This window comes from Flavobacterium sp. (genome assembly GCF_031381455.1).
Taxonomy (GTDB): domain Bacteria; phylum Bacteroidota; class Bacteroidia; order Flavobacteriales; family Flavobacteriaceae; genus Flavobacterium.
In genome coordinates this window covers 18,470-39,484 of the sequence record NZ_JANMXZ010000002.1, presented here as the reverse complement: position 1 = coordinate 39,484, position 21,015 = coordinate 18,470, and the positions used below count along the sequence as shown (strand labels likewise).

Sequence of the window (21,015 nt, the reverse complement as noted above, 5' to 3'; positions counted from 1 at the left end):
GCTATAGATTTTCAATAAAGTTTGTAATTAAATGCACACCATAAGCCGTTGCATGTTTTGTTTTGGCAAATTCATCATCGCCAAAAGCTACTCCGGCAATATCAAGATGTGCCCATGAAGTGTGATTATCTGTAAAGTATTCCAAAAACTTTGCTGCAGAAATTGCTCCGGCAACAGGTTTACCTGAATAGTTTTTCACATCGGCAATCTCGCTTTCGATATCAGGTTTGTATGCATCCCAAAGTGGCAATTGCCATAAACGTTCTCCAATTGCATCTCCGGCTTGTTGCAGTTTTTTTGATAATTCGTCATTATTCGTAAACAATCCGGCACATTCGTAGCCTAAAGTTCCAACAACACTTCCTGTTAAAGTAGCTAAATCAACAACCGTTTCGGGTTTGTAATTTTTAATCAAATACGATAAACCGTCAGCCAAAATTAATCTTCCTTCGGCATCAGTATCAATGATTTCAATCGAATGTCCGGCATAACTCTGAATAACATCGCTAGGTAAAAATGATTGTGCATCAACTGAATTTTCACAAGCAGGAACAATTGCCGTAACTCGAATCGGTAATTTCAAATCGGCTATCAATTGCATTGTTCCAAGAACTGCAGCGCCACCAGCCATATCGCATTTCATTTGCACCATACCGGCAGTTTTGATATTCAGACCGCCAGTGTCAAAAGTAATTCCCTTTCCAACCAAACCAATATGTTTTTTGGCACCATCAGGTTTGTATTCCATAATGATGAATTGTGGTTCTTGTGCGCTTCCTTTTCCAACGGAAAGGAACGAATGCAAGCCAACTTCGGTAGCTTTGTCTTTACCAAAAACGGTAACTTCAAAACCATATTTTTTACCAGTGTCCGTTGCCCAATTAGCTAAATATTTTGGTGTGATTTTGTTGGGTGGTAAATCGACTAAAGCAAAAGTTTCCAATTGTGCGTTGGCGATTTTAATTCCTTTATTAGCAGCTTCAACAACAACAGTACTAGAAATATAATTCAATTCAAAATCAGCATTCATAAAAGGATGCGATTCTGTTTTCTTATAATGGCCTAAATCATACGTTCCTAATACTAAACCAGAAAAAGCAGCTTCAACTTGATTGGCATTGAATTTTTCAGGAATCACTAAGGCTACATTTTTGGCAAAAACTTCCTTTTGTTTTGAAGCAATTCTTCTGAATGTAGTCTTCAACGCTTTATAATCCAGTTCCTTTCCAAGGCCAATAAACACATGCGTACAATCGTATTTTTCGACTAAATAATGTGAGGCTTTTTTTCCGTAAAATACTTGGGAATACACCGTAATGCCATGATATTCGATAGGAATAATACTTTTGACTGTTGTTTCAAAAACCGGAATTAAAATAGTTCCAGTAAAATTATTTAGATTTTGTATTTTTTTAATTTTCATAGTATTTTTTTTAACCACAAAGTGCACGAAGAAGGCACAAAGCACACAATGTTTTATTTCTATTCATTCTTATCACTAAAGTACAGCCACTCAATAGCTTTTGGAAATTCATCACTCCAATAACGTTCGTTGTGTTTCCCTTCCATATTGATACTGAGTCGTACTTTCATTATATCGGTGTACCCTTCTTTTTTTAGCAATCTTTTCTTGAAATTCTTTGCGTGATCAATCATAGTTGCACTTTCATCGCCTCCGGCATAAATGTAAATCCGAGTGTCTTGTGGTTCATCCATATCGAGAAACGAGAGTTTTATTTTTGGAACAACCCAAAGCGATGGCGAAAATATCATCAGCTTTCCAAATATTTCAGGATACATGATCCCTGAAAAAATACTAACTAATCCACCCATGGAACTTCCTCCAATTCCGGTGTTTTCCCTATCGGTTTTTGTTCTGAAATTACTATCGATAAAAGGCTTTAGCGTTTCGGTTAAAAAGCGAATGTATTTTTTTCCTTGACCGTTTCCGAGAACAGTATTACCTACATTGTATTCTTTAATTCTTTCTTTTTCGGCATGTTCTACCGCAACAACAATGATTTTACTAATATTGTATTCTGCCATTACGGCTAGCTTTTTATCGATTTCCCAATTGCCATATTTGGCTTTTTCATTAAATAAATTCTGAGCATCCTGCAAATACAAAACTGGATAACTCTCAGTTGACTTTTCATAATCATGTGGCAATAAAGCCCAAACTCTGCGGGTTTTATTCAACTGTGGAATTTCAAATTCTTCTGAAATTAAATGTACTTTGGGTAAGAACTTTGATTTGAATGGTAACCAATTGTGCCGCCATTTGGCAACATGTTCTTTGTGAACGCCGTTGTGTTTTTTACAAGAACGATTTTCGGTTCGGTCTCCGTATTTATCAATCTCTACTTCGCTCCAATCGCCACGAGTGAATTTGTATAATAACTCGTCAGGATAAACAAAATCATATTCGAACTTAAAGTGATACAAACCTTGTCCCACTTTTTCCATTTCAAATTTCTTATCCTGTGTTACCCAATTGTTGAAATTCCCTGAAATATAAACTGGACGCTCATCATCTTCGTCGGTGGTGAGAATAATATTGAGTTGGGGTTCTATTATATTTTTAATTTCTAAATCTTCTGCTAGGTTGCTTTGTTCTTTACTCATTCCACTTATATTATGACAAGCTATAGCTTGTATACCTGACTGCCACTGGCAGACCTCCTCTTAATATCAAATCTTGTTCTTTACTCATCGCATTATGCTAAACTAAATTTGTAGAAAGTAAAAATACCTTTTTGCATTTTTAAAACAAAGCCTTTTTCCAAAATATGTGGATATTTTTGTAGAATTTAATTGTTGTTGAAGAATCGAATTTTTAAGGCAATAATTTTGAGAAAATAACATAAAAAAACCTAACTTCAATTAGAAATTAGGTTTCAGTTTAAATAAAATTATGCTTAATCATTATCTTCTGTTTCATTGCTTTGTATTGGTTGCCCATTAGCTCTTATTTCAGTATGGCGAATTTCACCTCCTGAAGTCCCAACACTTTTGGCCAATACAACACCAATTACCGCAATTACTAATACTAGAAAAGATGTTAATTTAGCTTTGCTATGATTTTTGATATTAGCATACAATCCTAATAAAGATACTGCTCCCAAAAGATATAAAACAATGGCCAATTTTTCGGCTAATTCTTCATGCTCTTTAATAATTTCTTTACCGATGTTAGGCATATCCTCAACTAATTCTTCTGCACCTTCTCCAGTTGACATACCTATAAAAGCGAATATTGCAGCAACAATAAATATAATATAGGAAACATTTTTAACTGTGTTGTTTTTGAAAACTATTCCGGCAATTAAAATTCCCAATCCAAAAATCGTCCCGATTATGGGAAAATGGTTAACCAATAAATGTAAGTGTGCGTCGTTCATATTTTTATTTCTGATTTATAATTAAGACTAAATTATAATTTCCAATTGAGTTTTTAAATGATTATTATCATATTTAGTTATTTAGAATCAATAAGTCAACTTTAATTATTTGGGAAAACTTAAAATCACATCGGTGCCAACATTTTCTTTGCTTTTAATTTCTAAATCAATTTGAAGCAATAAACACAATCTTTTTACAATTGACAACCCTAGTCCGGTTCCTTTAATTTCAGGATGTTCGTTGGATTTAGAACGATAAAACTGGTCAAATATTTTTTCTAAATCTTCTGTTGCAATTCCAATTCCGCTATCGGAAATGGTAAAAACTGTTGTGTCTTTTGTCTCTTTAATATCAAAGTTTATCACACCACCAACTTTAGAATATTTAATAGCATTTGTCAAAATATTATTAACAATCAATGAAAATAAATAGGAATCGGTTTCAACATAAAAATCTTTGGTAAATAGCTGCACACAGCTTAGTTTCTTTTCTTTTATAATTGTTGAATTTCTAGAAACAATATCTAAGAATATAGCGTTTAAAGAAACTTTTTCTATTTTTAAAGATTGCTTTTGATTTTCGAATCGGGCCAATAGAAGCAATTCGTCAACCAAGTGATTTAATCGATTTACTTCGCTAATACAAAAATCAATTTTCTCTTTATATTCTTCCTGATTACGAGGTTTTCTGACTAATACTTCCAATGTTCCTTTGATAACTGCTAAAGGCGTTCGGAGTTCGTGAGAAGCATCTGAAGTAAATTGTTTTTCACGTTCGATGGCGTTTTCAACTCTGTCTAATAAATTGTTAATTGTATTTGATAGTAAATGCAATTCATCCTTGTTGATTGGCAAAGGAATTCTGGACTTTAAATTATCCTTAGTGATAACATTTGAGGTTTGAATAATAGCACTAATAGGCTTAATACTTCTTCCAGCAATAAATCGGGCGATGAGAAACAGCACTAAAAGAATTAAAGGATAGGCAACCAATAGGATAATAAAAAGATTGTTCAATACCATGGCTGAGTCTTCCAAAGACATGGCAATAATCATGAAACCAATAATTTTAGTATTCTGGTATAAAGGAACTTGTATCTGTCTAACTGAAGTATTTTCTAATTTGGCATCAAACAAAACATTGTTGACAGCTTTGGGATAATAGTTTAGTTTTTTCTGTTTAAGATTTGGTGATTTATCAACTAATGCACCCAACTCATCAACAAATTGTATGAACGCCGGACTGATATCTACTTTATTAAATTGAATTTTCTTCCATTGTTTTTCTCTAATGAGAAGCACACAATTTTCTTTGACTTCAATTTCTTTTAAATGTTTTGCTACTTCGTTTTTAATATCATTGTTTACTTTGACATAAACGCTAAATCGTACTATAGAATATATGACAAAGAATACCACAAAAATCAATAATGCGGTGGTAATGATATAATTGGAAGCTATTCTGTTTTTAAATGAAAGTTGTTGCATTTTTGTTAATCGTTAGCGATGAAACCCACACCGCGAATGGTTTTAATATAATCTTCGTCGACTTTTAGGTTGAGTTTTTTTCGAATCGCATTCATAAAAACATCTATTACTCCGGTGTCATAATCAAAATGAATTCCCCAAACATCCTGAATAATTTGAGTTCTCGAACAAACATTGCCCTTATTTTTTACCAAATAGCAAAGCAAGTCAAATTCTTTATGGGTTAATGTAACATCAGAATTGTTAACACTCACTGAATGTTTTTGTATGTTAATTTCAATTGTCCCAAGCGTAAGTATTTCTTGCTCGTTTTTATCTCGCAATTGTACTTTGATACGTTCTACTAATTCGTCAAAACTAAATGGTTTTTTGATGTAATCGTTTGCTCCCGTTTTCAAACCTTCCACTGTTTCTTGCACGGTATCTTTGGCTGTTAGAAATATAATGGGTGTTTTTGAATTGGTTTCTCTTATTTTTTCGCAAACTTGTAATCCAGTCATTTGGGGAAGCATCCAATCTAAAAGCACTAAATCAAACTTCTGATTTTGAAAAAGTTTAAAACCATCTAAACCATTATTAGCCGAAGAGACTTGATAGTTTTCTTCCTCTAATCCTTGCTTTAAGAATTGAACAATTCCTTCTTCGTCTTCTACTATTAAAATATGCTTCATGTTGTGTTGCTAAATTTTTACAAAAAGTAAATTTAAAACTTAATTGTCGGATAACCCATGCATCGAATCTGTATTTAAGTAAAAATTAATCATAGGGCAAATTAATAGTTAATTGTTAACTACTTTAGCATAAAAATAACAACTCCAAATGAGCTTTTTTAAAAAATATTCGCCTTTCATAAACTTACTCGTATTTTTTCTTATTGTTAATATCATCCTTAGAATTGTACTGCTGTTCCATCCTATTACACAATCGACTTTCGGAGTCTTTGAAATCATTAAGATATTTTCATTTGGTTTGTTTTCGGATCTGTTTGTATTTATAGTAGCCAGTGCTCTTTTATGGTTGTATTTACTGTTTTTGTCTAATTCAAAATACGAGAAACCTTGGGGTTATATTATTTTTGGATGTTTACTTTCACTCCTGATATATGTTTCTTTTTTTAATACTATTCTCAATGAATATGGTGGCTCATTGCCTGAAATTGGCATTAGTTTTATTGCACTAAAAACCTTTTTCTTCGGACTATTATTGTTTTTACCTAAGTATCGAAAACAAATTCGATTGGTTTTGTACAGTATTACCATTTTTATTTTTGTCTTGGTAATTGTCCAAAATGCGATTAGCGAATTCTTCTTTTGGAACGAGTTTGGCGTACGTTATAACTTCATTGCCGTTGATTATTTGGTCTATACAAATACTGTGATTGGTAACATTATGGAATCGTATCCTGTAATTCCTTTGTTTATTGGTGTTGGATTAATCACAGCTTTGTTTACTTATTTTATCGTAAAACATACAAAACCGTTTCTTTATAATCTTCCTTCATTTGCAGATAAAATTAAAGGATTAGGTGTTTATGTAGTTTTATTTATAATCTCTTTGTTTGTGATTCCATTTTTCGCGAATCAAGAAAAGTCAACAAATGTTTTTACCAATGAGTTGCAGGCCGATGGTTTGTATAAATTTTATGTAGCTTTTATGAATAATGAATTGGAGTTTCATAAATTTTATAAAACATTGCCCGATGCGGAAGCTTTTGCCTTGCTTCAAAAACAGTTACCCGGAATTGGAAATAGAACCTCGTTGCGGATTATAAAAAGCGATTCAACAGAAATACATAAAAACGTAGTATTAATTACTATCGAAAGTTATAGCGCCGAATTTATGAAAGGTTATGGTAGTGAAAAAAATATTACTCCGTTTCTGGATTCGTTAGCACAGCAAAGTTTGCAGTTTACCAATTTGTATGCTGTTGGCAACAGAACCGTTCGTGGTTTAGAAGCCGTTACACTATGTTTGCCTCCAAGTGCTGCCGAAAGTGTGGTGAAACGCAAAGACAACAAAAACAAATTTTCTACCGGAAACCTATTTAAACAAAGAGGTTATAACGTCAAATATATGTATGGTGGTGATGCATTTTTTGATAATATGGGTGATTTTTTTGGTGGCAATGGTTATGATATTGTGGATAAAAAAACATTCACACCAGAGGAAATTACCTTCTCAAATATTTGGGGTGTTTGTGATGAAGATATGTACAACAAAGCCATCAAAGTAATGAATACAGAAGCAAAAGAAAACAAGCCTTTCTTTAATCATATTATGACGGTTAGCAATCATCGACCATTTACTTATCCTGAAGGTAAAATTGATATTTCCGGAAAAGCAAAATCAAGAGATGGCGGTGTGAAATATACCGATTATGCTATGAAACAATTTTTTGCTATGGCTTCTAAGCAATCTTGGTTTAAAAATACTGTTTTTGTAATCTTGGCAGATCATTGTGCTTCGAGTTCAGGAAAAACCGAATTGCCTATGGACAAATACCATATTCCGGCGTTTATTTATTCACCTGGATTTATTCCTGCCAAAGAAGAAACAGTTTTAATGTCACAAATTGATATTATGCCTACGCTGTTTGGATTATTAAATTATAATTACTCAAGTAAATTTTATGGTCAGGATATATTTGCGGCTGATTATAAACCAAGAGCCTTTGTAGCGACCTATCAAGATTTAGGATTGATTAAGGATAATGTGTTGACGATTATTTCTCCCGTTAAAAAAGTAAAACAGTTTCAACTAATACCACAACCTAATACAAAGTTAAAACCTGGTTTTCAATTGTTCTATGACGAAAAACCAATGACTACTTTGAGAGAAGATTTGGTAAATGAAACAATTTCATTCTATCAGACATCTGCCTATTTATTGAAAAATAAGAAGTGTCAAAAATAATTTGTTGTGATGAATTTATCGAATTAGTTATTTCTTTTTAGAAACAAATACCATTTTGTCTTTATCGTAAACTAAAGTAGTTTGTTGGGTTTTATTTTTCTGAGTTATTGAACCATCAGGATTTAATACAAATTCAAAACCTTCTCTTCTCACTTTTTCCTGCGTTTCAGAAGCAGCTGTTCCACCTAAAAATACCTTTTCGGTAATATGATTCGTTAATTGATAATTAGAATGCACTTGTTTTTTGGATGTAATTTCATAAACTACAGAATAGATAGTGGTTTTATCCTCAGTTTTATTTGTCGATTTTGTTTGAGACAGTTCTGTCCACGTAAGTAAATACAACTTAACTCCACTTGCCATAAATGAACTCAGCTTGCATTCATTTGGAGCATATCCGGTAGTAACTTCCTTAACCACTAAAGCATCGTTGGCTTTTCCTTTCTCACTAATGGCAACCTGGAACTTTCCAGCTCTTACTTCAACCTGTAGATTGTCAAGTTTTGGGAATACTGAAACAGTTGTTGATTTAGCTCCGCTCCGTTCGGCTCCGCCTCGGGTCTTTTTTTGGCTGAAAACATTGACACTCAACAAGCCAACACATAGGAATAAAAATATTTTTTTCATAGCAATAATAATAGGTTAAAATATAGATAGCCAATGTACAAAATAAATTATTCTATAAATGTTAAATAAAAAAACCGCCAAGTAATTAAACTTGACGGTCTTGATTTTTAAATATAAAATTTAGTCTTTTTGTGATTTAACTGCTAAAGAGTAAATAACTAAACCAAAACCGATTTTGTTAATTGCATCTGCGATATTGTAGGCAACATCTACATTTCCTTTACCTAACATACTTGTATACCATCCTTCAGTACCTAACATATAACCTAATGGATAAATAGCCCATCCTACCAATACAAACCAACATAGAATTTTGTGCGCCTCTAAAACATTTCCACCAGCTGCTTTAGCTAATTTTGATGCTTCACCTAACCAAATTTCATAAACGATTGCGAAGTATGCAATACCAGAAATTAATCCCCAAATTTGAGCACTTTCAGGATAAACAGCTTCTCCAAAGTAACCAGTTACTAACATAATTACGGAATAGAAAATCATTTTAGATAATAAGCTCTTCTTTGCACCAGCAATTTTAAGTATTAAATAAAACTCAAGACACATTAATGGAACGGTAAGAATCCAGTCAACATACCTGAAAAATGTTGGAGATTCTTGGAATGAAGCCCAATAATCTCTCATGTAAAAATAATGTACTGCTGCAATAAAGGTTATCAAACCTGATACTAAGACAGAAGTACGCCACTTTTTATCAAATTGATTTAATGATAAAAAGAAAAATGCAGATGCTGCCATCATAGCCATGCATCCAACAAAAAAAGTGAAACCAACATAATCTGTAGGTAACATTTTCGCAATTAGTGCTGAAGATAAAATAGTGTTTAACATAATTTAAAAGAATTTAGATTAATTTTGTTTAACCAAATTTATAAAAGATTAAACAAATAAAAAATGTTTTTGTTTATTTTTTTTTGTTTATTTTTAAACAAATTTTAATATCAGATGCCAAAATATACAAACTTCGCAATAGTAGCAAGCTTTTTAGGCTTATGGATAAACTCGTTTTTTTCAAATGAATTTCAACTAATTGTAGGTTTTATACTAATACTTTCATTTGGAATTTTACATGGCGCAAACGATTTAGCTCTGATAAAAAATGTAAATCCTCACAATAAAGTTCAAAATTTTTATAAAGTCTTACTTTATTATGTTATAATAGTACTTATAGGCGCCACTCTTTTTTATATCATTCCTTGGTTAGCTTTGACTTTATTTATTATCATTAGTGGATATCATTTTGGTGAACAACAATGGAATGAGCAACTAAAAATAGAAGTGAAATGGATAAAGTTTGTATATGAGATGTGTTATGGACTAATAATTCTCTTTTTGATATTTACATTTCATGCTGTAGAAGTTCAGAAAATAATTCTTGCTATCACTACTATAGAGGTTCCAAATTTTGCTTTTTTACTTATTCTAAAAATCCTTTTGAGTATTTTTACTCTTTTAAGTATCTTTTTTTATTTCAGAATTGAAAGATTCAAAAACTACTTCTTTAAAGAACTATTCTTTCTATTTGTGTTTTCAATTATTTTTAAAGTATCAACTCTTATATGGGGTTTTGCATTATACTTTATATTTTGGCACAGTATTCCTTCAATGATGGATCAGATTAAGTTTCTTTTTGGTAACGTTAGCTTCAATAATTTTAAATTATATTTCCGTTCGGCATTTGCTTATTGGATTGTATCATTATTAGGTATCGCTTTACTTTATTTTGTATTTAAAGATCAAAAAATATTTAATGCTTTATTCTTTTCTTTTCTAGCTTCAATTACTTTTCCTCACGTAGTGGTAATAATAAAGATGTTTGGAAAGAAATAAGAATAAAAAAAACCGGATAATCGCTTATCCGGTTTTCTGTTATTTTTTCCAAGTCTCCCGAAGTCTCGGGACGGAATAAGTGATTTACACAATTTTGTTATACACAATTGGTTGGCTAACTTACTTTACCTCTTCGAATTCTACATCTTGTGTATTATCTCCTTGTGCGTCAGCTTGTGGTTCTGCGTCTTGCGCTTGACCGGCTTCACCTTGAGCATACATTGCTTCAGTAGCTGTTTTCCAAGCGGCATTAACATTGTCAAGACCTTTTTGAATCGCTTCCAAATCTTGATTTTGGTGCGCCATTCTCAATTCAGTCAAAGCTAATTCGATAGCTACTTTATGATCGTCAGCTAATTTTTCTCCCAGTTCTTTCAATTGACTTTCTGTTTGGAAAATCATACTGTCAGCTTCATTTAGTTTTTCTACTCTTTCTTTTGCAATTTTATCAGCCCCTGCATTTGCTTCTGCATCCTTTTTCATTCTTTCGATTTCTTCAGCGGTTAAGCCAGAGGATGCTTCGATACGGATGTCATGCGATTTTCCTGTTCCTTTATCAGTAGCCGAAACTTTGATGATACCATTGGCATCAATATCGAAAGTAACTTCAATCTGAGGAACACCTCTTGGAGATGGCGGAATTCCGTCTAAGTGGAAACGACCAATCGTTTTGTTATCTGCAGCCATAGTTCTTTCTCCTTGCAATACGTGGATTTCAACACTTGGTTGGTTATCCACAGCAGTAGAGAATACTTGTGATTTTTTTGTTGGAATAGTTGTGTTTGACTCGATTAATTTAGTCATCACATTCCCCATAGTTTCGATACCTAATGATAAAGGCGTAACGTCTAACAACAATACATCTTTTACATCTCCAGATAAAACACCACCTTGAATAGCAGCTCCTATCGCTACAACTTCATCAGGGTTTACTCCTTTTGATGCTTTCTTACCAAAGAATTTTTCAACTTCGTCAGCAATTCTTGGCATTCTTGTAGAACCACCAACCAAGATAACTTCGTCAATATCTGATGTAGATAAACCAGCATCTTTCAAAGCTTTAGCAACTGGTTCCATTGAACGTTTTACTAAAGAATCTGATAATTGCTCAAATTTAGCTCTTGTTAATTTTTTTACTAAGTGTTTTGGCCCTGAAGCTGTAGCGGTAACGTAAGGCAAATTGATTTCTGTTTCAGCAGAAGATGACAATTCGATTTTCGCTTTTTCAGCAGCTTCTTTAATTCTTTGTAATGACATTGGATCCAAACGCAAATCAATTCCTTCTTCCGATTTGAATTCATCTGCCAACCAATCAATGATAGTTTGGTCAAAGTCATCTCCACCTAAGTGTGTATCGCCATTTGTAGACAATACTTCGAAAACTCCGTCACCTAATTCAAGGATAGAAATATCAAAAGTACCACCGCCTAAATCGTACACTGCAATTTTTTGGTCTACTCCTTTTTTGTCCAATCCGTAAGCTAATGCCGCAGCAGTTGGCTCATTGATAATTCTCATTACTTTAAGACCTGCAATTTCACCAGCTTCTTTTGTAGCCTGACGTTGCGCATCATTAAAGTAAGCCGGAACCGTAATAACTGCTTCGGTAACGGTTTGACCTAAATAGTCTTCCGCTGTTTTTTTCATTTTTTGAAGTGTCATTGCGGACAATTCTTGTGGTGTATATAAACGACCGTCAATATCAACACGTGGTGTATTGTTGTCACCTTTTACAACACTATAAGGTACTTTTTTTGCTTCACCAGTAGTTTCAGCGAAAGTATGTCCCATAAAACGTTTGATGGAACCAACCGTTTTTGTTGGGTTAGTTACCGCTTGTCTTTTGGCAGGATCACCAACTTTTATTTCACCACCTTCAACAAAAGCGATAATTGATGGTGTTGTTCTTTTTCCTTCTGAATTAGGGATTACTACTGCTTCTTGTCCTTCCATTACAGAAACGCAAGAGTTGGTTGTTCCTAAGTCAATTCCGATTATTTTTCCCATTTTATTTAGTTTATATTTTTGTTTGTGTGTTTATTTTTAAAACGTTGGTTGTCCAAAGTCAAGTATTGTGCCAAGCAACATATGGGAATAAATTGTCAGTTTTGGGCAAAATAAATATGACAACATGACATTTTTACATAAAAAAATCCCAACCTTTCAGTTGGGATTTCTAATATTAGTCATTCATCGAGATGAGGAATTCCTCATTGTTTCGGGTTTTCTTAATCTTATCATTAATCGTATCCATTGCTTCCACTGGATTCATATCGGCAAGGAATTTACGCAAAATCCACATACGTTTAAGCGTATTTGGATCTAATAATAAATCGTCGCGACGCGTACTTGAAGACGTCAAATCGATAGCAGGGAAAATTCTGCGGTTGGCAATTTTTCTATCCAATTGCAATTCCATATTACCGGTTCCTTTGAATTCTTCGAAGATAACTTCATCCATTTTAGAACCTGTTTCAGTTAATGCAGTTGCGATGATACTTAACGAACCACCATTTTCTACATTACGTGCCGCACCAAAGAAACGCTTTGGTTTTTGTAACGCATTCGCATCAACTCCACCCGAAAGTACTTTTCCGGATGCCGGTTGCACCGTATTATATGCTCTTGCCAAACGCGTAATCGAATCTAATAATATCACTACATCATGGCCACATTCTACCAAACGCTTTGATTTTTCAAGAACAATATTCGCAATTTTCACGTGTTCCGAAGGTTCTCTATCGAAGGTAGAAGCGATAACTTCACCACGAACACTTCGTTGCATATCGGTAACCTCTTCAGGACGTTCGTCTATCAATAAAACAATCAAATAAACTTCAGGATGATTGGCAGCAATGGCATTAGCAATATCTTTTAATAACATTGTCTTTCCTGTTTTTGGCTGCGCTACTATCATTCCACGCTGTCCTTTTCCTATAGGAGAAAATAAATCGATAATACGCGTAGACACACTAGCTTGTTTATCAGCAATGCTAAATTTTTCTTGCGGAAATATTGGTGTTAAATGTTCGAATGAAACTCTGTCACGAACCACTTGCGGGTCATGACCATTTATTTTTAAAACTTTTACTAATGGAAAAAACTTCTCGCCTTCTTTTGGTGGACGAACCACACCTTTTACAGTATCTCCGGTTTTTAAACCAAACAATCTGATTTGTGAAGTCGAAAGATAAATATCATCAGGAGAAGCCAAATAATTATAATCTGAAGAACGCAAGAAACCATAGCCATCAGGCATCATTTCAAGTACGCCTTCGCTTTCTATAATTCCGTCAAATTCAAAATCTGAATCGCGGAAATTATTCTGCTTTTTACCTTTAAAATTTGGGTTGTTGTTGCCGTTGTTCCCGTTTGGCTTTGCCCTGTTCGGCTCTGCCTCGAGTCCGTTTTGATTTGGGTTATGATGCTTTGGCTTTTGAACCTGATTACCATCATTATTTTGATTTGTATTGGCTTCAGAATCTTCAACAGCAGGTTTTTCTATAACTTCTAAATCGCTTTCAGTTGGCTGTTCTTCAGAAGCTATTTGTTGCGTATTAGTATTCTTTTTAAAAAGGGGCTTTTTGAACTTTGGGTTTTTATTTTCAAAAGCCGTTTTTTGCTGAGCCAGTTCGCTATCGCTCCTGTCAACAACTTCAGCTTTTTCGGCAAACAAATCATTTTGATTGGTACCAGCCACTTTTTTAGTTTCGGGTGAAATACGAGCGCGTTTGGATTTATTATCTGAAGGTTTTTGCTTCTCCTGTTCGCTTTCGCTCGAGTTTACAGCACTATTTGGTTCGTCTTGAGCCGCATCTTTGTTCTGATGTTCCAAAATTTGCGCAATAAGCGTATCTTTTTTGGCACCGGTAACTTTTATTGTTTTTGCTAATTTGGCAATTTCCTGAAGCTCAGCAAGCTTCATTTCTTTTAGGGCAGAAATGTTAAACATAAATAGTATTTATATCGTAATCGTTATAATGGAATGTAAAAAGTGGGTAGATTTTAATGCTTAGAATAATCCGAATGATGAAGTTCTTGCGGATATGAAATGCAATAATACAAATAATATTTTATCATGCAATAGTATTTTTTTAAAAAGAAATTTTATTTTTGCATCTCATTATTGAAAAAAAACAAATGTTTAGAATACAAACATATTATTTGATCGCTTGCTTGATTATAACCGGAGTTTTACCGTTTGTGTTTCCATTATGGAAAGATGTAGCCGGAAAACCTTTCTATTTTATGATGGATATGGTTTATGTTACGCTGTTTGGATTAAGCACTACGCTATCTTTATTGAGCATTTTATCACACAAAAAAAGACAACAACAATTTGTCATGGGCAGATTGAATATGATATTTAATTTAATTTTATTAGGATTATTTGTGTATCGAACACTAATTGCATCTGGAGAAACAGCTATTTCTGAGAAGGGTGTTGGGATGTTCTTACCTATTTTTTCTATCGTAATTTTGGTTTTGGCCAACAAAGCCATAAAAAAGGACGAAGATCTCGTAAAATCTGTGGATCGACTGCGATAAACCTATAAACTTAGTTTTTTAGTGCTGCGAAAAACCCGTCTCGTTAAACAGACGGGTTTTTTATTTTGTCATTGCAATGAAATAAATAATCAAAATAGTACGCGAAGATTTACTAAGAAACGGTATGCTTCGAGAAGTTGATTTGGATATGGCACACAGATAACCCACATTTTTCGCGTTGCGTTTTTCAACAGAAATTTAGCTGAAAAGTGAGGTTTTAGTTTTCTAAAAGTGTTTCGAAAATGTTTATTCAGAAACTAAATTTTAGCATAGATTTAGCGGATATTGCATAAAAAATCGTAATGAAAGAAAAATTATATTAAATTTGTCAAATTAAAAGAAAGAAAAATTATGAAAAAATTATTACAATTAGGAATCATTATTATTGCGAGTAATGTTTATTCCCAATCGGGAAGTTTGGACTCAAGTTTTGGAACAGGTGGTAAAGTAGTAACTTCTATAAATAGTGGTGCCGACAAAGCATATGCTGTTGCATTGCAAACTGACGGACAAATTATTGTTGCTGGAATGACAACAAATGCATCAACTGGCAAAGATTTTGCTTGTTTACGTTACAATTCAAATGGAACATTAGATTCTACTTTTGGAACAAGTGGAATTTTTACTATTGACGTTCAGACTGGTAGCGATGATGTTGTTTATTCTGTTGCTATTCAAGCCGACGGAAGGATTGTTTTAGCAGGTTACTCTGATGATGGAAGTAATAAAAATGCAGCCTTAATAAGATTAAACACTAATGGAACTTTAGACACTTCATTCGGAACATCTGGCAAAGTTTTAACAGATTTTATAACAAACAGGGCTGACGAAATCAAAACTGTCAAAATTCATTCTTTAACTGGTAATATTGTAGTAGGCGGAACTTCATCACTAACATCAACTAATTCACAAGCTGTTATTGCTAGATATACTTCTGCTGGATTGTTAGACACCACTTTTAATACAACAGGAAAAGTTTTACTTGATGATGCTTCGGGAACAGGTACATATTTTAATGTGATTGAAGATTTATCAATAAAGTCAAATGGGAAAATTTCTGCTGTAGGTTGGATAAATCAGCAAGGATTACAATGGAGTGCAAATTATTATGGTTGCAGAATAAATAATAATGGATCAATGGACACATCCTTTTCGACAGATGGTTATATAGTTACAAATGGAGGTTTTAATGGAGATGACAAATCATTTTCAATGATATTAAACTCTGATGACAGTATATTATATAGTGGAGGTGGCTATTTATCAACTTTAGAATATGATTATTTTTTAGGACTTTATGATTCTGCTGGCTCAACAGCAGTTGGAAAAGCATTATTTGATTATGGTTCACTCGTTAAAGATATTGCATATGGCATGGGAATTGACAGTACAGGAAAAATTGTTTTAGCTGGTTCAAATGTAACATCGGTTACAAGTTCAACTTTTGGAATTGCAAGAGTAAATGCAAATTATACTGTAGATTCTACTTTTGGAACTGCTGGAAAAGTAACTACAACATTTGGGACCAACACTACAAATGAGGCATTTGATATGACTATACAATCTGATGATAAAATTATTGCAGTTGGTTATTCTGGTAATGATTTCGCATTAGCGAGATATAATGGAAATACTTTGTCTATTAATGAGTTTGGGTTGAACAAACAAATTACCTTATATCCAAATCCAACTGCAAATTTACTGAACATAGACTTGCAAAATAATCAATCAGATAAAGACGAATTTAAAATAATTGACATTAATGGTAGAATTATTTTAAACGGATACTTAATGAATGGATCAAATCAAATAAATATTGAAAATTTAGCAAAAGGTATATACATTTTCAAATTAGGTGAAATAAACCAAAAATTTATAAAAGAATAACAACATTAGCTGATACATGTTTTTAGCAATTGAGGCTTTTGATTACATCAAAAGCCTTTCTTGTACTTGCAAAGTTCAGTTTTTAAGTGAAAGGCAAGTAATGGAAAGTGGAATCCTAAGTGGAAACTGGCAAAGTTTGTGCGCTCAAGTTAGTATGAAAAACGTAGGTTAACAGCCGTTTCTCGCAATTGCGAATTTTGTTGTAAGTTCACGTTCACGTTTCGCAAGAATTTTTATCTTTAACAGAAAATATAAAGTTCCGAAGTTCGCAACTGACGAGAAGAGGCGGAACGATAACACTGATTTGTCTGATTTACACAGATTAACAACAAAAGAAATCTGTGCAAATCCGTTTAATCCTTTCCAATCTGTGGCTAAACTAATAACTGCGACTGTGACTGAACACTACTTCTTCCCTATTTCAATAATCTCGAGGTTCTGAATCTTATCGCCATCAATTTCAAATCGCAACATTGTTCGCACTTGATGAAAACCATAAATACCGCAAGCTCCGGGATTTATGTGCAATAAATTTAAAGTCTTATCAAATTGCACTTTTAAAATATGCGAATGACCACAAATGAAAAGTTTGGGCGGATTATTTTGGATTTCGGTTCGAATGTTTTGATTATATTTTCCCGGATAACCGCCAATGTGTGTAATCCAAACATCGACATCTTCACAAAGAAAGCGATTATTCAATGGGAATTCCATTCGCGCTTTGTCATCATCAATATTGCCATAAACCGCACGTAATGGTTTTAATGATTTTAGTGTATCTGTTACTTTCAAATCACCAATATCACCAGCATGCCATACTTCATCCGCTTGACGAACATATTTTAAAATAGTATCATCTATTTGACTGTGAGTGTCGGAAAGAAGAAGGATTTTTTTCAAGACAAAAGGTAATAAGGTTCTGAGATACTAAGGTTCTGAGGTTGCAAATATAATCAATGAAATTATGAAAACTTTAAACATCAAAATTAAAAACCTTTGTACCTTTACACCTCATAAATTTAGGCACTTCAACATTGAGATATTTTATCGAATTAGCATATAAAGGAACAAATTATCACGGTTGGCAGTATCAACCTGGCGCTGATTCTGTGCAGGAGACGCTTAACAAAGCCCTATCATTATTGCTAAAAACCGATATTGATATTGTTGGTGCAGGAAGAACCGATACCGGAGTTCATGCCAAACAAATGTTTGCTCATTTCGATTTCGAAAGCGAAGTTGATGTACCACAATTGGTTCACAAACTCAATTCATTTTTACCAAAAGACATTGCTGTTTTCAATATTCTAAAAGTTTCCGACGAAGCGCATGCAAGATTTGACGCTACGAAACGCACTTATGAATATCACATTCACACGATGAAAGATGTTTTTGAAAATGATGGAAGTTATCAGTTTCAATTGCCATTGAATATTGATAAAATGAATGAAGCGTGTCAAATTTTGTTTAAACATAACGATTTCGAATGTTTTTCAAAAGTAAATACGGAAGTCAATACATTCAACTGTGTGATTTTTGAAGCACATTGGACTCGAGGCAATCCCGAAGCTTCGGGAAAACAAAACGGAAACAAACTGATATTTACCATTGCTGCTGATCGGTTTTTGCGAAATATGGTTCGCGCAATTATTGGAACCATGATAAACATCGGAACAGGAAAAATTAGTTTAGCCGATTTTGAAAAAATAATTGATAGCAAAGACCGCAGTCAAGCCGGATTTTCGGTGCCTGCACACGGATTGTATTTAACCAAAATTGAATACGAATATTTCAAATAACATTAACTTAGGAACGGATTGCTTTGCTTCGTGCCTCGCAACTCCTCGCAATGACTATGCAAGCAAAAGCATTCGACACCAATTTATTTAAGCGAATTTTAAAATATACCAAACCCTATAAATTCAGATATTATGGGGTGATTTTGTTTGCTATATTGCTTTCTGTTTTTGCTGCACTTCGCCCTTATTTGTTAAAGCAAACTGTCGATGAATATATAAAACCAAAAGACGAACACGGACTTTTATTTTATGTATCTGTCATGGGAATTGTCATGCTTTTAGAATCCATTTCGCAATTCTATTTTGTGTATTGGGCCAATTGGTTAGGTCAAGATATCATAAAAGACATCCGAATAAAATTATTCAAACACATTCTCAGTTTCAGGATGAAATATTTTGACAATTCACCTGTTGGCATGTTAGTAACACGTTCTGTTTCCGACATTGAGCAAATCGCACGTATTTTCAGTCAAGGATTGTTTATGATTTTCAGTGATTTATTGAAAATGATTGTGGTGTTATTCTTTATGTTTTACATGAACTGGCGATTGACATGGATAGTCATAATTGCCATGCCAATATTGGTTTATATCACACGGATTTTTCAACGCAAAATGCAGGTTGCCTTTGAAGAAGTTAGAACTCAGGTTAACAATATGAATGTTTTTGTACAGGAACGTGTTACCGGAATGAAGATTGTGCAGCTTTTTAATCGGGAAGATATTGAATTTGAAAAGTTCAAAGAAATTAATCAGAAACACAATAAAGCTTGGATTAGAACCATATTTTATAACTCCATCTTCTTCCCTATTGCCGATATTATTTCGTCATTAACACTTGGTGCCGTTGTTCTTTATGGCGGTTTTCATATTTTAGATGGAGATAAATTTACCACATTTGGCGATTTGTTTTCGTATACGATGTTCATCGGAATGCTGTTTAATCCGTTGCGACAAATTGCGGATAAATTCAACGAAATGCAAATGGGAATGATTGCGGCTAATCGTGTATTTGATATTTTAGACACCGATAACGATGTTCAGAATGATGGAACAAAAACAGCCAATCATTTTCATGGAAACATTCGTTTTGAAAATGTTCGTTTCAGTTATATTGACAAAGAAGAAGTGCTAAAAGGCATCAACCTAAAAGTAAATGCCGGTGAAACCATTGCCATTGTTGGAGCTACCGGCGCAGGAAAATCGACAATCATTAATCTTTTAAATCGGTTTTACGAAATCAATTCAGGTACGATTTATATCGATGACCAAAACATAAACGATTTCAAACTCGAAAGTCTTCGCCAACAAATTGCTATTGTATTACAAGATGTCTTCCTTTTTGCCGATACGATTCACAATAATATTACGCTGAACAATCCGGAAATTACTCGTGAAACTGTTATTAATGCCGCAAAAGAAATTGGCGTGCATAAATTTATTAAAAGCCTTCCCAGCGGTTATGATTATGATGTAAAAGAACGTGGAGTTATGTTATCTTCAGGACAACGTCAATTGATTGCTTTCCTTCGTTCTTACGTGAGCAATCCAAGTATTTTAATTTTGGACGAAGCCACTTCCTCTATTGATACGTATAGCGAAGAATTAATTCAAAAAGCCACCGAAACCATTACCAAAGGCAGAACATCTATAGTAATTGCGCATCGATTGGCTACTATTATTAACGCTGATAAAATCATCGTAATGGACAAAGGTCAAATTGTAGAAGAAGGAACGCATCAGGAATTGATAACCAAATCGGAAGGCTATTATAAAAAATTATATGACTCACAATTTTCTTTAGAAAACAATTCATAATTTGTCGCACCTATAAATCAAAATACAATGGCATTTACCATAGCAATTTCTAAAGAAAGAACTCCATTAAAAAATAATATTTGGCAGAAAGCCTTTATCATATTTTTTCTGATAAACTGGATAAATTCCTATGTTGGAAATACCGATACCGCTAATTGGATTTTAGAAAATACCTTGGTTTTTATCTTTTTAGGATTTCTTATTTTCACCTATAAAAAATTTGTATTCAGCGATTTAAGTTATCTGTTGATTTGCATCTATTTGTGCCTGCATGTTTATGGTTCAAAATATACTTATGCCGAAAATCCTTTTGGTTATTGGCTTAAAGACGCATTTGATTTGTCCCGCAATCATTATGATCGAATAGTACATTTTAGTTTCGGATTTCTGTTAGCTTATCCGATGCGAGAGATGTTTTTGAAATGGTTAAAATTTCCAAATTGGGTGGCATGGACATTACCGATAGAAATTACACTTTCCATAAGCGGATTTTATGAACTAATAGAATGGGCTGTTGCCGATGTCTTCTTTAAGGCGCAAGGCGATGCTTATCTTGGAACACAAGGCGATATTTGGGACGCACAAAAAGATATTTTTCTAGCATTTATAGGATCAATAATAGCCACAACTATAGTGACTGTTGTGAAAAAGATTTGGAACTTAAATGAAAAATAAAGCAGATTATAAAGT

The 21,015-nt window shown here is 33.5% G+C and carries 18 protein-coding genes; 8 read left to right on the top strand and 10 right to left on the bottom strand.

The features are described 5' to 3' along the window. Nucleotide 1: 1 nt before the first annotated feature. From RMN97_RS00265 to RMN97_RS00245, 5 genes are all read right to left on the bottom strand, one after another. The gene (locus RMN97_RS00265) at nt 2-1,423 is read right to left on the bottom strand and encodes a leucyl aminopeptidase family protein (protein ID WP_309612515.1); all 1,422 of its coding nucleotides are present in this window, start codon (nt 1,421-1,423) and stop codon (nt 2-4) included. A gap of 59 nt (nt 1,424-1,482) precedes the next feature. Further along, complete coding sequence (locus tag RMN97_RS00260) at nt 1,483-2,625, bottom strand: alpha/beta hydrolase-fold protein (RefSeq protein WP_309612514.1); 1,143 nt, start codon at nt 2,623-2,625, stop codon at nt 1,483-1,485. 293 nt (nt 2,626-2,918) lie between these two features. Beyond that, a complete protein-coding gene (locus RMN97_RS00255) occupies nt 2,919-3,401 on the bottom strand; it encodes a DUF2231 domain-containing protein (protein WP_309612513.1) in 483 nt (160 codons plus the stop codon). Nucleotides 3,402-3,506: 105 nt separating this feature from the next. Continuing rightward, nucleotides 3,507-4,889: a HAMP domain-containing sensor histidine kinase gene (locus RMN97_RS00250; protein ID WP_309612512.1), complete on the bottom strand. Its 1,383-nt coding sequence runs from the start codon at nt 4,887-4,889 to the stop codon at nt 3,507-3,509. Nucleotides 4,890-4,894: 5 nt separating this feature from the next. Then, entirely contained in the window at nt 4,895-5,560 is a 666-nt protein-coding gene (locus tag RMN97_RS00245; RefSeq protein WP_309612511.1) for a response regulator transcription factor, read from the bottom strand. A 148-nt stretch (nt 5,561-5,708) separates the two neighbouring features. On the opposite strand from RMN97_RS00245, the gene RMN97_RS00240 reads away from it, so the two are divergent. Then, a complete protein-coding gene (locus tag RMN97_RS00240) occupies nt 5,709-7,802 on the top strand; it encodes an LTA synthase family protein (protein ID WP_309612510.1) in 2,094 nt (697 codons plus the stop codon). Between the two features lie 27 nt (nt 7,803-7,829). Here RMN97_RS00240 and RMN97_RS00235 read toward each other — a convergent pair whose 3' ends face one another. Beyond that, nucleotides 7,830-8,429 (bottom strand): hypothetical protein, encoded by a 600-nt coding sequence (locus RMN97_RS00235; RefSeq protein WP_309612509.1) that lies wholly within the window; start codon nt 8,427-8,429, stop codon nt 7,830-7,832. A 120-nt stretch (nt 8,430-8,549) separates the two neighbouring features. Beyond that, on the bottom strand, nt 8,550-9,275 hold the full coding sequence (locus tag RMN97_RS00230) for a bacteriorhodopsin-like (protein ID WP_309612508.1): 726 nt from the start codon (nt 9,273-9,275) through the stop codon (nt 8,550-8,552). Nucleotides 9,276-9,389: 114 nt separating this feature from the next. Here RMN97_RS00230 and RMN97_RS00225 point away from each other — a divergent pair, with 114 nt between their 5' ends. Then, on the top strand, nt 9,390-10,274 hold the full coding sequence (locus tag RMN97_RS00225; RefSeq protein WP_309612507.1) for a Brp/Blh family beta-carotene 15,15'-dioxygenase: 885 nt from the start codon (nt 9,390-9,392) through the stop codon (nt 10,272-10,274). A gap of 120 nt (nt 10,275-10,394) precedes the next feature. Here RMN97_RS00225 and dnaK read toward each other — a convergent pair whose 3' ends face one another. Continuing rightward, on the bottom strand, nt 10,395-12,281 hold the full coding sequence (gene dnaK / locus RMN97_RS00220; RefSeq protein ID WP_309612506.1) for a molecular chaperone DnaK: 1,887 nt from the start codon (nt 12,279-12,281) through the stop codon (nt 10,395-10,397). A gap of 175 nt (nt 12,282-12,456) precedes the next feature. Further along, entirely contained in the window at nt 12,457-14,226 is a 1,770-nt protein-coding gene (gene rho, locus RMN97_RS00215; RefSeq protein ID WP_309612505.1) for a transcription termination factor Rho, read from the bottom strand. A 188-nt stretch (nt 14,227-14,414) separates the two neighbouring features. On the opposite strand from rho, the gene RMN97_RS00210 reads away from it, so the two are divergent. The 3 genes from RMN97_RS00210 (at nt 14,415) to RMN97_RS00200 (ending at nt 16,881) form a co-directional block, all read left to right on the top strand. Further along, nucleotides 14,415-14,822, top strand: coding sequence for a DUF4293 family protein (locus tag RMN97_RS00210; protein WP_309612504.1), 408 nt, complete (start codon nt 14,415-14,417; stop codon nt 14,820-14,822). A gap of 351 nt (nt 14,823-15,173) precedes the next feature. After that, nucleotides 15,174-16,709 carry a T9SS type A sorting domain-containing protein gene (locus tag RMN97_RS00205; protein WP_309612503.1) on the top strand — a complete coding sequence of 512 codons (1,536 nt, stop codon included), beginning with the start codon at nt 15,174-15,176 and terminating at the stop codon, nt 16,707-16,709. A gap of 16 nt (nt 16,710-16,725) precedes the next feature. Continuing rightward, complete coding sequence (locus RMN97_RS00200) at nt 16,726-16,881, top strand: hypothetical protein (protein WP_309612502.1); 156 nt, start codon at nt 16,726-16,728, stop codon at nt 16,879-16,881. Nucleotides 16,882-17,114: 233 nt separating this feature from the next. Here RMN97_RS00200 and RMN97_RS00195 read toward each other — a convergent pair whose 3' ends face one another. Beyond that, nucleotides 17,115-17,609 (bottom strand): metallophosphoesterase family protein, encoded by a 495-nt coding sequence (locus tag RMN97_RS00195; protein WP_309612501.1) that lies wholly within the window; start codon nt 17,607-17,609, stop codon nt 17,115-17,117. 134 nt (nt 17,610-17,743) lie between these two features. Here RMN97_RS00195 and truA point away from each other — a divergent pair, with 134 nt between their 5' ends. The 3 genes from truA to RMN97_RS00180 are packed head-to-tail and all read left to right on the top strand — an operon-like array spanning nt 17,744 to nt 21,000. Further along, entirely contained in the window at nt 17,744-18,508 is a 765-nt protein-coding gene (gene truA, locus RMN97_RS00190) for a tRNA pseudouridine(38-40) synthase TruA (RefSeq protein ID WP_309612500.1), read from the top strand. A 56-nt stretch (nt 18,509-18,564) separates the two neighbouring features. Then, nucleotides 18,565-20,325 carry an ABC transporter ATP-binding protein gene (locus RMN97_RS00185; protein ID WP_309612599.1) on the top strand — a complete coding sequence of 587 codons (1,761 nt, stop codon included), beginning with the start codon at nt 18,565-18,567 and terminating at the stop codon, nt 20,323-20,325. A 27-nt stretch (nt 20,326-20,352) separates the two neighbouring features. Next, nucleotides 20,353-21,000, top strand: a complete 648-nt coding sequence (locus RMN97_RS00180; RefSeq protein WP_309612499.1) for a DUF2238 domain-containing protein — start codon at nt 20,353-20,355, stop codon at nt 20,998-21,000. Nucleotides 21,001-21,015: the final 15 nt, after the last annotated feature.

Coding starts and splice junctions, on each gene's coding strand:
- RMN97_RS00265 (WP_309612515.1), bottom strand. CDS start 1,423: ATGAAAATTAAAAAAATACAAAATCTAAATAATTTTACTGGAACTATT.
- RMN97_RS00260 (WP_309612514.1), bottom strand. CDS start 2,625: ATGAGTAAAGAACAAAGCAACCTAGCAGAAGATTTAGAAATTAAAAAT.
- RMN97_RS00255 (WP_309612513.1), bottom strand. CDS start 3,401: ATGAACGACGCACACTTACATTTATTGGTTAACCATTTTCCCATAATC.
- RMN97_RS00250 (WP_309612512.1), bottom strand. CDS start 4,889: ATGCAACAACTTTCATTTAAAAACAGAATAGCTTCCAATTATATCATT.
- RMN97_RS00245 (WP_309612511.1), bottom strand. CDS start 5,560: ATGAAGCATATTTTAATAGTAGAAGACGAAGAAGGAATTGTTCAATTC.
- RMN97_RS00240 (WP_309612510.1), top strand. CDS start 5,709: ATGAGCTTTTTTAAAAAATATTCGCCTTTCATAAACTTACTCGTATTT.
- RMN97_RS00235 (WP_309612509.1), bottom strand. CDS start 8,429: ATGAAAAAAATATTTTTATTCCTATGTGTTGGCTTGTTGAGTGTCAAT.
- RMN97_RS00230 (WP_309612508.1), bottom strand. CDS start 9,275: ATGTTAAACACTATTTTATCTTCAGCACTAATTGCGAAAATGTTACCT.
- RMN97_RS00225 (WP_309612507.1), top strand. CDS start 9,390: ATGCCAAAATATACAAACTTCGCAATAGTAGCAAGCTTTTTAGGCTTA.
- dnaK (WP_309612506.1), bottom strand. CDS start 12,281: ATGGGAAAAATAATCGGAATTGACTTAGGAACAACCAACTCTTGCGTT.
- rho (WP_309612505.1), bottom strand. CDS start 14,226: ATGTTTAACATTTCTGCCCTAAAAGAAATGAAGCTTGCTGAGCTTCAG.
- RMN97_RS00210 (WP_309612504.1), top strand. CDS start 14,415: ATGTTTAGAATACAAACATATTATTTGATCGCTTGCTTGATTATAACC.
- RMN97_RS00205 (WP_309612503.1), top strand. CDS start 15,174: ATGAAAAAATTATTACAATTAGGAATCATTATTATTGCGAGTAATGTT.
- RMN97_RS00200 (WP_309612502.1), top strand. CDS start 16,726: ATGTTTTTAGCAATTGAGGCTTTTGATTACATCAAAAGCCTTTCTTGT.
- RMN97_RS00185 (WP_309612599.1), top strand. CDS start 18,565: ATGCAAGCAAAAGCATTCGACACCAATTTATTTAAGCGAATTTTAAAA.
- RMN97_RS00180 (WP_309612499.1), top strand. CDS start 20,353: ATGGCATTTACCATAGCAATTTCTAAAGAAAGAACTCCATTAAAAAAT.